The 12,753-nt window shown below is 63.5% G+C and carries 4 protein-coding genes; 2 read left to right on the top strand and 2 right to left on the bottom strand.

Annotation, left to right across the window (positions count from 1 at the left end; translation table 11 throughout):
- Both QZR30_RS27635 and QZR30_RS27630 read left to right on the top strand, forming a co-directional pair.
- A partial coding sequence (locus QZR30_RS27635; protein ID WP_311904754.1) for a condensation domain-containing protein occupies positions 1-2,939 on the top strand: 2,939 nt, incomplete at its 5' end.
- Positions 2,936-6,100: a non-ribosomal peptide synthetase gene (locus tag QZR30_RS27630; RefSeq protein WP_311904752.1), complete on the top strand. Its 3,165-nt coding sequence runs from the start codon at positions 2,936-2,938 to the stop codon at positions 6,098-6,100. The genes QZR30_RS27635 and QZR30_RS27630, both read left to right, overlap by 4 nt.
- A 60-nt stretch (positions 6,101-6,160) precedes the next feature.
- Here QZR30_RS27630 and QZR30_RS27625 read toward each other — a convergent pair whose 3' ends face one another.
- Both QZR30_RS27625 and QZR30_RS27620 read right to left on the bottom strand, forming a co-directional pair.
- Positions 6,161-7,114 carry an alpha/beta hydrolase gene (locus tag QZR30_RS27625; RefSeq protein WP_056846810.1) on the bottom strand — a complete coding sequence of 318 codons (954 nt, stop codon included), beginning with the start codon at positions 7,112-7,114 and terminating at the stop codon, positions 6,161-6,163.
- A gap of 61 nt (positions 7,115-7,175) precedes the next feature.
- Positions 7,176-12,753, bottom strand: a 5,578-nt coding sequence (locus tag QZR30_RS27620) for a non-ribosomal peptide synthetase (protein ID WP_311904750.1), incomplete at its 5' end; no start/stop codon positions are given.

Below are 12,753 nucleotides of genomic sequence, written 5' to 3'. Positions count from 1 at the left end.
CGGCCAGTGGCTTGCAGTTGGTAGGTTATGTGGTGCCTCACGCCACCGCGTTGCCGGAAGCTGAGTTGCGCCAGTCGATCAAGGCGGCCTTGGCGGCGGTACTGCCGGACTACATGGTGCCGGGCTTGCTGATGTTCCTCGACGTGCTGCCCCTGAGCCCCAACGGCAAGCTGGACCGCAAGGCCCTGCCAAAACCGGATGCCAGCCAACAGCAAAACCACTACGTGGCGCCGCGAACGGCGCTGGAAATCCAGGTCGCGGGTGTCTGGAAAAACGTGCTGGAGCTGGAACAGGTCGGGCTTGACGATCACTTTTTCGAGTTGGGTGGGCATTCATTGCTGGCCACTCAAGTGGTTGCACGCTTGAAGGCGTTGCTGTCCTGCAGCCTGACCCTGCGCGATCTGTTCGGCGCGCCACGCCTGGCCGACTTCGTGGTCACAGTGGCTGCCCGGAGCGGGCGTGACGCATCGGCGGGGCACATCCCGTTGCTGGCTCAGGGTGATAAATCCAGTGTGATCCTGTCCCTGGCGCAACGCCGTCTATGGGTGGTCGAGCAGCTGTCGGATGCGAGTGGCGCCTATGGCATGCCGCTGGCCGTGCGCTTGCGCGGCGAACTGTCATTGCCGTTGCTGATTGACAGCCTGGCGCAAGTGGTTGCCCGTCACGAAACCCTGCGCACGGCCTACGTCAGCGACGAGGAGGGTGACCCGCTGGCAATCATCGCCGCGCACGCGGATGTCGACTTGCCGATGGTGGACCTGTCGTCCCTGGATCCGGCCGAACAAGAGCGCCGGATCGCGGTTGCCGTTGAAGCCAATACCCGCCAACCCATCAGCCTGTTGCAGGCGCCGTTGTTGCGCGGGCAAGTGCTCAAGCTGGGCCCCACTGAACACGTATTGCTGTATTCGATGCACCACATCATCTCCGATGGCTGGTCGATGGCCGTGCTGGTCAATGAACTGGTGGGCATTTATGCGCGCGCCAAGGCCGGTGTGCTTGAGCCGCTGTCACCCTTGCCGATCCAGTATTCCGATTACGCCCTGTGGCAACAGCAACTGCAAGAAACCGGCGTACTGGCTGCCCAGGCGCGCTACTGGGAGCAGGCGCTGGCCGGTCACAGCGGTGTGTTGCAACTGCCCACCGATAAAGTTCGACCTCAGGCACCCACCTACGAAGGCCGGGACCTAGCCTTTACGCTGCCCACCGCCCTGCATGACGGCTTGAAGGCACTCTCGGCCAAAGCCGGCGTCACCCTCTACAGCACCATGCTGGCAGCGTTCCAAGTCATGTTGCACCGGCTCAGCGGTTGCGACGACGTGCTGGTCGGTGCCGACGTTGCCGGGCGCCAGCAGCCCGAGCTGGAAGGCCTGATTGGTTTCTTCGTGAACATTCTGCCGTTGCGTTCCAGCTTTGCGGCGCAACAACCGTTCAGCACCTTCCTGGCCAGCACCCAGGGCACTGCGCTGGACGCCTTCGAACATCAGGACCTGCCGTTCGACATGATCGTTGAAGCCTCGTCGCGTCCGCGCCAACGGGGTTTCAATCCACTGGTCCAGGTGCTGTTCGTCATGAACAACCTGCCCGTGCAGGGCGGCCAGATCGACGGCATAGACGTGCAGGTGCTGCCGACCCGTGGCGGTTATTCCAAGTTCGATATGGCCCTGTTCATCGATGAAGATGCCGGCCACCTGCACGGGACCTGGCAGTACGCCAGTGACCTGTTTGAACAACAACGCATTGAGTCATTCGTCAACGCCTGGACGGGAATTCTTGAGCAGATTGTGTGTGATCCGAACATTCAATTAGGGGACATCACCATGCCTACCAATACCCTGGAGCAACCCACCACGCCCGTACCGCCAGCCATCAAGGCCGACAAGTTGGGCAAGTTCCTGAAAAAATCGCAAAGCCGCACCGACAAGCCTGCCGGCGCACTGGTGCGTGAAACGCTGCTGGTCCCGGAGCAGGACTTCCCCTTGCTGATGGAACCTACCGATCCGGGCCTGGACCTGGTGGCCTGGATCAAGGAAAACCGCACGTTGGTGGAAGCCAAACTGGCTCGTCATGCGGGGATTCTGTTTCGCGGCTTTGCCCTGCGCGACATTCATGACTTCGAAGCGTTTGCCGAAGCCGTACAACCGGGGTTGTACGGCCAATACGGCGACTTGCCGAAAAAAGAGGGCGGCAAGAACACCTACCGTTCAACGCCGTACCCTGAAAAGAAAATGATCCTGTTCCATAACGAAAGCTCCCATCAGGACCGCTGGCCGCGCAAGCAGCTGTTCTTCTGCGAGCAACCCTCGCCTGTGGGCGGCGCAACCCCGGTGGTGGATTGCCGGCAGATGTACCTCAAGCTGCCGGTGGCGATTCGCGAGCGCTTCGAAGACAAGGGCTTGCTGTACGTACGCACCTTTGCCGACAAGCTGGACGTTTCCTGGCAGCACTTCTTCAAGACCGATGTACGTGCCGATGTCGAGGCGCGTTGCCGGGCTGCGGGCATTGAATGGACCTGGCTGGACAACGATGAACTGCAAATCCGCACACCGTGCCCGGCGATCATCCGGCACCCGGTGACGGGGGAAAAAACCTTCTTCAACCAGGTTCAACTGCATCACATCTTCTGCCTGGACCCGGATGTCCGCGAGGACTTGCTCGCATTGTTCGGTGAGCAGCGCATGCCTCGTCACGTGTACTACGGCGATGGTTCGCCGATTGAAGACGAAGTCATGGCGCTGGTGGGCGAGTTGTACGAGGCCTGCGCGGTGCGGTTCGACTGGCAAAAGGGCGACGTGATCCTGCTGGATAACATGTTGGCTGCCCACGCTCGCGACCCCTTCGAAGGGCCGCGCAAGATTGTCGTGGCGATGGGCGAAATGATTGAACGAAGCGCGCTGCAAGCCGCGCACAGCGAGACCGCAAAGGAAGAGGCCGGAGCATGAGTACTGCACAACAGGGAATGATGGACCCAGGATTGGCGTTGCTGGCCGAGCAGCAACAGTACCTGGACGCCCGGGAGCAAGGGGCGAGCTGGGGCGACCTGGCTCACTGCCTGAAACTGGACATTCGTGGCGAACTGGACCCGCTGCGCCTGCAGCACGCCCTGGACAGCCTGGTGTCGCGCCATGAGGCCTTGGCGGCGCAATTCACACCGGTCAGCGGCTACCACGGGCTGCGTCAGCGAGTCGCGGCGGCTGAGGCGGTGAGCTTTACCCAGTGGCCTGAAGTGGCGTCGCCCCAACAGGTGAGTGAGCGTCGGCAACAATGGTTGCAGCAACCGCTGCCGGTGATCGGCGCGCTGTTGCAGCGTCTGGAAGCGGACCACTGGCAACTACTGGTGGGCGTCGCACGTTACGCGACCGATGCTGCGACCTTGGCGCTGATCCAGCAGGAACTGCTGACGGCCTATGGGCAGCAAGAATTTGAAGAGGAGGAGCCGGGGCAGTTTTCGCAGTACCTGGAATGGCGCAGCGAGGTGATCTTCGACGAAGACGCCGACGCGGCCAAAGCCTACTGGCAGCAGCATGTGCAATTCACCGAGCCGGTGCTCGGCGGCCCGGACTTGCCTTATCGGCTGACCGGCGGCGGCACCGCACCTGCGGAGCGTTTAAGCGTGCCACTGGACCAAGCCCTGTTGACTCGCCTGCAAGCGTTGGGACTGGCGCTGGACGTGGTGATGCAAACGGCCTGGTGGGTGCTGTTGGCCCGCATCAGCGGTCGCGAAACATTCCTGGCGGGCTGGCGGCATGACGCACGCCAGGACTATGAATTCTTTGAGCATAGCCTGGGCCTGTTCGAGAAAACCTTGCCCCTGGCGATTCGTATCGACCCGGCCAGCACCTTCGGCGACCTGGCTGCGAGCTTGGCGACACAGTTGGACCAGCACCGAACATGGCAGGAATACTGGGCGCCCGTGGCGTTCCCGCAGCAGGCCAGGCCAGCCATCGGTTTTGGCTGCCGACGGGTGTCGGCGCCGCGTGAAGTGGCCGGGCTGATTTGGGCCGGCAGCGACCTGCCAGCCGGCCTGCCGTCATTTGAATTGGCAATGCAGCTGGATATCGGCGCAGCCGGCGAGCCACAAGGTGTGTCGCTGGACTTCAATCCCGCGTGCTACTGCGCCCAAGCAGTCGAGAGCCTGTTGGCCCAGTACCGTCAGTTGCTCCATGGCATTGCCGACAATCCACAGGCAGTCATCGGGCGCTTGAACCTGTTGGATGCTGCCGAAAAAAACCGGCTGCTGGCACTCAATCCGCCAGTGCAGGCGCTGGAGGCGCCTTTGTTGCCCCGGCGCATTGCCGCCTGGGCACAGCAGACGCCGCAGGCCATCGCCCTGGCGCATGCGGGCCAGACCCTCAGCTATGCCGAACTGGACGCCCGCGCCGCGCAGTTGAGTGGCGAGTTGCTACGCCAGGGCGTGGGGCCTGGCTCGATCGTCGGCCTGGCGTTGCCGCGTTCTGTCGAGCTGGTCGTTGCGATCCTTGCCACCTGGCGTGCCGGCGCAGCCTACCTGCCCCTGGACCCGCAATGGCCAGCGGCGCGCCAGGCGGAAATCGCCCGGCATGCCGCCGCGAGCCTGGTGCTGATGGCGCAAGCGCCGAGCCAGGGCGACCCGATGGCTTCGTTCAAGGTCCTGAACCCTGGCGCGTCGACTGCTGACACTCCATTGGCACCGGAAGTATCCGTGCAAGCCTGGGACGCCGCCTATGTGCTGTTTACCTCCGGCTCCACCGGGCAGCCCAAAGGCGTGGTGGTCGAGCATGGCGCGTTACTCAACTACACCGCAGGCAGCAGCCAGCAGTTGGGCCTGTCTGCCTGCCGTCACTTTGCGTTCAGCTCGACGGTCGCGGCGGACCTGGGCAATACCGCCTTGTTCGGTGCGTTGTACAACGGTGCGACCCTGCATATCGCTGACGATGCCATCCTGCAAGACCCGCAAGGCTTTGCCGAGTTTTTGCGAGACCAGCGCATCGACTGCCTGAAAATCGTGCCTTCGCACCTGGCCGCCTTGCTGGAAGCCGAAAACCCCGTATTACCCGCGACCCTGGTGCTGGGCGGTGAAGCCATAGGTGCCAGCCTGATCCATCGGATTCAGCAATTGCGCCCCGATTGCCGCCTGTTCAACCATTACGGTCCCACCGAAGCGACGGTGGGGGTGATGGTGCATCCGCTGCTGCCTGGTGACGACCTGACCCAGGGCGTCCCGCTGACACAGGTGCTGCCGGGCAACCAGGTGTTTGTGCTTGGCGCTGACGCGCAATTGCTGGCGCCGGGCGAACTCGGCGAGTTGTATATCGGTGGCCACCAGTTGTGCCGGGGCTACTTGAATGCCGAGGCTGACGCCGACGCGTTTATCCGTAGCCCGCTGGTGGCAGGCGAGCGTCTCTACCGCAGCGGCGACCTGGCCCGTTATCGGGTAGATGGCGGCGTGCAGCTGTATGGCCGGCGGGATCAGCAGGTCAAGGTGCGGGGTTTTCGCATTGAACTGGCGGAGATAGAGGCGCAACTGCTGCGCTTGCCCCAGGTCAGTGAGGCCGTGGTGGTTGTGGTCCAAGACGAGCCGCAGGCGTTTGTGGTGCTGCGTGTGGCGGCGGATGAGGCGGTATTGACCCAGCTCAAAAACCAGCTCGCTGAACGCCTGCCGGCGGCCATGGTGCCGCGCCAGATACTGAGCCTGGAGCGCATGCCGCGCCTGCCCAACGGCAAGGTTGACCGCAAGGCATTGCAGCACACCCAGCCAGTGGTGTCCCAGCATGTCTACGTGGCACCACGTGACGCCCTTGAGCAACTGCTGTCCACGCGCATGGCCCAGTTGGTCGGACTGGAGCGGTTGAGCATCGACCAGGACTTTTTCAGCGCAGGCGGGCATTCCTTGCTGGTGATCAAGCTGGTCGCGGGTATTCGCAAGCTGCTGCAATGCGAGATTCACCCCGGTGTGGTGTTTGATCACCCCAGCGTGGCGGAACTGGCGCGGGCATTGCGCGAGCGTGAAAGTGTCGCGGGGCAACTGGAGAAGATCGCCCAGGCACGTTTGCGCCTGGATGCAATGAGCCCTGAAGAGAAGGCGGCGCTGATGGAAAAGGCCCGCCAGACGCAGCAGGGATAGTGGCAGTGTCCGGGGCTGGCAATCAGCCCCGGTTCTAATCCTGTGACGCTCAGGCGCTACTCAGCGCTGTTCCTCCAACCAGATCAACACCTCTGCATAAATACCGGCAACGGCGCTGGTGATTCCGTTCATGCGCAGGAAGTCATGGGTCAGCCCAGACTGCACCTGCAGGGTGACGGCAGTGCCGCTCGCTTCCAGCAACTGGGCATAGGCCTGGCCTTCGTCATACAGCGGGTCGTACTGGGCCAGGCTGATATAGGCCGGGGCCAGCGCGGTCAGCCCTCCGGCCAGCAGCGGCGAGACCCTCCAGTCGAGGCGCTGTTGGGCGTGCGGGCAATAGTGCTGGTAGAACCATTCCAGCGTTGCGGTTTCCAGCAGGTAATCCTCGGCATATTGTCGGTGGGAATTGCGTTGCCGCGAGGTGTCGGTGACCGGGTAAAACAGCAATTGGGCCCAGGGTTTGAACGCCAATTGTTGCGGCGTCTTCACTGCGGTGATCGCCAAGACCGTCGCCAGCGTCGCCCCGACACTGTCCCCCGCGACGGTTATCCGGCGGCTGTCCAGTTGCAGGTTGCCGGCCTGTTCGGCCAGCCAGTTGGCGGCGTCAAGGGTGTCATTGACGGCGGTGGGGAAGCCCGCTTCTGGCGCCAGGCGGTAGGCGGGTGCGAACACCGCGTATTGGCCACTGGCTGCAAGCCTGCGGCAGATGGAATCGTGGGAGTCCAGGCTGCCCACCACGTAACCGCCACCGTGGATATACACAATCGCGGGCAGTTGCGCCGTGCCCGGTGCGCGGTAGAGGCGGGCGGGCAATACATGGCCATCGCGTGCGGTGACCGTCAGCTCAGTGACCGCCACCGAACCCGGTGGGCTGGGATCGAGAATGGCGGAGGTCTGTTCGAACTCCCGCCGAGCCTGTTCAACACTGAGTGTGTGCATGGGTTGGCTTTTGCCGGTCAGGCGACCCATTTGTGCCAGTTCCAGAAAGCCTTCGAGGTCAGGGTCCAGGGGCATTGCATCTTCCTTGCGAAATGGAGTGAAGCGCCGCCCCTGACCAGCAGGGGCGGCAACGGTTTCAGCTGGCTACGGGTTGCAGCGCCAGGTGCTGCAACAGCCCGTGAAGCAGGGCCGGGTGATTGAGTATGTCGTAGTGACCGGCCTGGATCTGCTCGCTGCTGCGGGCGCAGGGCAGGTTCGAGGCGGGCTGGCCGGGCGTCGCACTGGCCCACCAGCAATCGGCCTGGGTCCGGGTGGGCGGCAGACCTTGCAGGCGCTGGGACAATGCCTTGAGTTTCATCGCCACCTGGAAGGTGTGGGCCAGTTCCTCGGCACTGATTGCGGCGTACACCGATTGCGCGGCGGCGCCCGCCTGGACCTGCGCGATCAGTTGCTCAAGGACCGCGCTGTCGGTGGTCGCCCTGACCTCAAAGGTCGGCAGGCTTTGCGCCGGCAGACCGAACAGCACCGCCAGGAAACCGCGCAAGTCTTCGCTCCAATCGTCGCTGACGACGTCTTCGCCCGTGGGAATGAAGCTGTCGACCAGGCCCAGGAACGCCACCCGTTGACCCTGGCTTTCCAGCTCCTGGGCCACCAGCACCGCCAGCGTGCCACCCAGCGACCAGCCCATCAGGTGATACGGGCCACTGGCTTGTTGCTGGCGGATGTATTGGCTGTAATCGATAGCCATGGATTCAAGGGATTCATCCTCCCACTGGCGGTCCAGCAACATCCGGCATTGCAGGCCATAGACGCTGCGCTGCCCATCCAGGCGGCGGGCCAGGGGCTCGTAGTCGAACACTGTGCCAAAACCGGCATGCAGGCAGAACAGCGGCGGGTTCTGGGGCGTTTCACTGTTGAGCAACAGCAGCGGGTTCAGGCTCGCGTCATCCTCGGCAAAGCCGGACAGCTCGGCGATGGTGGGCTTGCCGATCATGTCGCGCAGCTTCAATTCGATGCCGATATCCGGCTGGCTGCGCACCTTCGACAGGACCTTGAGAATGCGCAGCGAGTCGCCGCCCAATTCGAAGAAGTTGTCGGTGACGCCTACACTCTCCAGTTCCAGCACGTCCTGCCAGATCGCCGCCAGTTGTGCTTCCAACTGATTGCGTGGCGCTACGAAGGCACGGCCCTTGAAGTCCGGGTCGGGCAGGGCCTGGCGGTCCAGTTTGCCGTTGGGGTTGAGCGGGAAGGCCGAGAGCACGAGGATTTGTGCCGGCACCATGTAGTCAGGCAGTTCGCCCTGCAAGACTGTACGCAGGCGTTCGCCCAGGCTGGTCGAGGTGTCGGCCACCACGTAGCCTATCAGTTGCTTGCCGCCGCCGGTGTCGCGGGCGATGACCACGGCGTCCTGCACTTCGGGGCACTCGCGTAAGCGTGATTCGATTTCTCCCAGCTCGATCCGGAAACCGCGGATTTTCACCTGGTTGTCCAGACGGCCGAGGTAGTCGATCACGCCGTCGGGGCGTTGGCGCACCAGGTCGCCGGTGCGATACAGGCGGGTGCCGTCGGCCGCGAACGGGTCGACCACAAAACGCTCGGCGCTCAGGCCGGGGCGCCGATGGTAGCCACGGGCAACGCCTTCGCCGCCAATATACAACTCGCCCGCCACGCCGTCGGGCACCGGGTTGAGGTGTTCATCGAGCACATACAGGGTACGTTCACCGATGCGTGTGCCGATCGGTGCGTACACCGCCGCGCAAGTTTGATCGGCACTCACTTTCCACAGCAGCGGGGTGACCACGGTTTCGGTAGGCCCGTATCCGTTGGTCAGGAACTGCGGCTTGAGCACGCGCTTGACCAGCTCGAAGTTGGCCTCGGCCACCGCATCGCCACCAAAGCAGTAGATGCGCACGGGCGGCGGCGCGCCGTTCTGGCTGTCGCCATACTCGGCCAACTGCTGCAGATACGCCGGCGGGAAGCAGGCAATGCTGATGTGGTGGGCGTGCAGCGCCTGCCAGGTTTCTTCCGGGGTCCACAGTTGATTGCCACGTACCACCAGGCACCCGCCGCTTTGTAGGGTAGACAACCAGCGCTCCTGGGCGCCGTCGAAAGCGAACGACATGAACAGCAACTCACGGGTGCTGGCGTCCATCTCGTAACGCTCGGCAATCGCCTGGCAGTGCATGCGGATCTGCCCATGCGCCACGGCCACGCCCTTGGGCTTGCCGGTGGAGCCCGAGGTGTAGATCAGGTAGGCCAGGTTGTCGTCATGTGCCGTGTGTATCGGGCAAGTCGCCGGCCAGTCCGCCAGTGGCAGGCGATCAAGTTCGATCAGGTTGGCACCACCGAGGTCATCGAAACGCGAGCGCAGCGCGTGCTGGCTAAGCAGCACCCGCATGCCCGAGTCTTCGACGATCCACTGCACGCGGTCTTGCGGGTAGTCGATGTCCAGCGGCACGTAGGCGGCGCCGGTTTTCATGACGCCATAGAAGGCGACGATGACATCCACCGAACGTTCGAGCGCGACGCCGACAAACATTTCCGCACCGATACCCTGGGCGATAAGGTAATGCGCCAGGCGGTTGGCGCGGGCATCCAGCTCGCCATAGCTCAATTCGATTCCGTCGCAGACCACCGCCACCGCGTCGGGACGCTCCTGCGCGTGCTGGCCGATTACCTGGGCCAGGTGGGCGCGCGGCGCCGTGCGGGGGCTCAGCAGGTTACGTTGGCGCAACAAGTGCTGCTCGGTGTCGGCCAGCATCGTGAGGCTGCCGAGGTTGGCCTGGCTGTTGTTCAGCAGCTCCAGTAGCAGGGTTTCAAAGCTGCGGCGGATTTGCGCGGTGGCGGCCTCGGTAAAGCGGTTGCGCAGGTACAGGAACTCGATCTTCAGGGTGTCGCCAAGGTTGATTGCCAGGTCCATGGCAAAGTTGGTGACATCGCGGCTGTTGACTTCGCCAAAGCTCAGGCGCTCCTGGCCGGCTTGCTGCAGGCGCTCGTCCACCGGGTAGTTTTCAAACACTAGGATGCTGTCGAACAGCGGCTGGCCACCCTGGCCCGACCAACGCTGGATGTCCGCCAGGGACGCATGCTCGTGGTCGCGCACCTCCAGGTTGTAGGCTTGCAAGGCTTGCATCCATTGGGCGACGGGCATGTGCGGCTGCGGCGTCTGGATGATGGGCAGGGTGTTGATAAACAACCCGAGCATGTCTTCCGAGCCCGGCAGGCTGGCCGGGCGTCCGGCGACGGTGGCGCCGAAGCACACGGTGTCCTGGCCCGTGTAGCGCTGCAACAGCAGCAGCCAGGTGGCCTGGATAAGCGTGTTGGGGGTGACGCGCAGGCGCTGGGCCTGTTCACGCAGTCGAGCGGTTTGCACGGCATCCCAATCCAGATACAGCGCCGCGTGGCCGTCCAGCTCGGCGCTCGGTTTGGGTGAAACGCTGTTGGCCAGCGACGAGGTGCCACTCAAGTCCTGCAGCCTGGTTTTCCAGAATTGTTCCAGCACGGTCTGGGACTGCGCTTGCAGCCAGCGGATGTAGTCGCGGTAATGCCCGCGCTTGGCCGGTGCGGCCTGGCCGTTGTAGATCGCGAAGACTTCACCGAGTAAACGCGAGTTGGACCAGCCGTCCATGAGGATGTGGTGGCTGGTCCAGATCAGGTAGTGGGTCTGCGGATCGAGCTGTACCAGGGTCAGGCGCGTCAGGGGTGCACGCAGGAGTTCGAAGCCTCGAGCGCAATCCTGGCTGGCGAGGGCTTGCAGGTCTTGCGCGCTGACCTCGCGCTGCTGCCAGTCGAGAACTTCCACGGGCATGCTCGCAGCGCGATATACCACTTGCAGCGGCTCGGCCAGTTGGTTATCGGCCCAGAACCCGGTACGCAGGATTTCATGGCGCTCGATCACGGCGTTCCAGGCCGCAGTGAATCGCGCGACGTCCAGGCCGCTGACCGAGACGGCCATTTGGTTCACATACAGTGCACTTTCCGGGGCTTCCAGGGTGTGAAACAGCATGCCCTGTTGCATCGCCGACAAGGGGTAGAGGTCTTCCACCTGGGGCAATGGCACCGGCAGCCGGTCCAGTTGCGCCTGGCTGATGCGCGCCAGCGGGAAGTCGGAGGGGGTCACACCCAGGTTCGCGCTGTCGCAGCAATGCTCGATCAGGGCCAGCAGCTCCTGCTTGAGGTCATCGGCCAGTTGGGCAATGGTGGCTTCGTCGAACATCTCGCGGCTGAACTGCCAGCCCAGGGTCAGCTCCTCGCCGTACACCTGGCCATTGAGGCTCAGCCAGTTGCCCAGCGGTGCCCCCAGCGCGTGCTCGCGGCCACTGCCCTCGGCAGCGGGCACCAGCCACGAGCCCTGTGCTGCATCGAAGCTGCCGTCGAACTGGCCAAGGTAGTTAAACGTGATGCGTGGTGCCGGCAAGGCAGCAAGGCTCGCCTGTGCCTGCGGCGTGCCCAGGTAGCGCAGGGCGCCATAGCCCAGGCCTTTGTCGGGGATCGCGCGCAACTGTTCCTTGATCTGTTTGATCGAATCGCCAAGACCCGCCGCCGGTGACAGCTTGACCGGGAACAGGCTGGTGAACCAACCCACCGTACGGGTCAGGTCGATGTCATCGAACAGGTCTTCGCGACCATGGCCTTCCAGCTCGATCAGGCAATGCCCGGTGCCGGTCCAGCGGCTGATGACGCGCGCCAGGGCGGTCAGCAGCAAATCGTTGATCTGCGTGCGGTAAGCCTTGGGCGCCTGCTGCAGCAGTTGGCGTGTCTGCCCTGCGTCGAGGTGGGTGTACAGCGTGTGGCTATGGCGATTGTCCAGGCTGGCGTTCGGACGCTCGCACGGCAGGTCGACCACAGCGTCGCGCAGTTGCGCCTGCCAGTAGCTGAGCTCGTCCCGATCGCGGTCGGCACGTTGTTGCAGGCGCTCGGCCCAGGCCTTGACCGAGCTGGTGCGGGCCGGCAGTTGCAGCGGTTGTCCGTTGCTCAGCTGTTGATAGGCGTTTTGCAGGTCTTCAAAGAGGATCCGCCAGGACACGCCATCCACTGCCAGGTGATGGATCACCAACAACAAGCGTTGCGTGCCATCGGCCAGGTGTATCAACAGAGCGCGGATCAGCGGGCCGTGTTGCAGGTCGAGGCTGCCCTGGACCTGATCGCACAGTTGCGGCAGTCGCTCGACGGTGGTGTCCACCTGTTGCAGCTGCCAGTCGCCCATTGGCCGGTAATGCGCGCTCCAGTTGCCGGACTGCTGTTGAAAACTCAAGCGCAGGGCATCGTGCTGCTCGATTACGGCGCACAACGCCCGTTGCAGCGCCTCGGCCACTAGCGGTTGCGCGGGTTTGAGCAGCACCGACTGGTTCCAGTGATGACGCTCAGGGATCGTTGTTGCAAAAAACAGCTGATGAATCGGCAACAGCGGCAGGGTGCCGGTGGCGGGGCCCTGGTCGATCACTTGGGCCGTCGCACCGCTACGGGCGACGCTGGCCAGGCCCTGCACGGTCTGGTGTTGGAACAGCTCCTTGGGGGTAAAGGCGATGCCTTGCTGACGAGCGCGGCTGACCACCTGGATGGAGATGATCGAGTCACCGCCCAGCTCGAAGAAGTTGTCGTTCAGGCCGACGCGTTCCAGTTTGAGCACGTCTTGCCAGATGGCCGCGATCTGCTGTTCCAGCGGGCTTTGCGGCGCCACGTAAGCTTTTTGCAACAGGCTCGCATCGGGTTTG

Source organism: Pseudomonas sp. rhizo25 (assembly GCF_031931935.1).
GTDB lineage: Bacteria > Pseudomonadota > Gammaproteobacteria > Pseudomonadales > Pseudomonadaceae > Aquipseudomonas > Aquipseudomonas synxantha.
Note: the sequence above shows the minus strand (reverse complement) of the source record. Positions and strands in the feature narration are given on the sequence as shown.

Coding starts and splice junctions, on each gene's coding strand:
- QZR30_RS27630 (WP_311904752.1), top strand. CDS start 2,936: ATGAGTACTGCACAACAGGGAATGATGGACCCAGGATTGGCGTTGCTG.
- QZR30_RS27625 (WP_056846810.1), bottom strand. CDS start 7,114: ATGCCCCTGGACCCTGACCTCGAAGGCTTTCTGGAACTGGCACAAATG.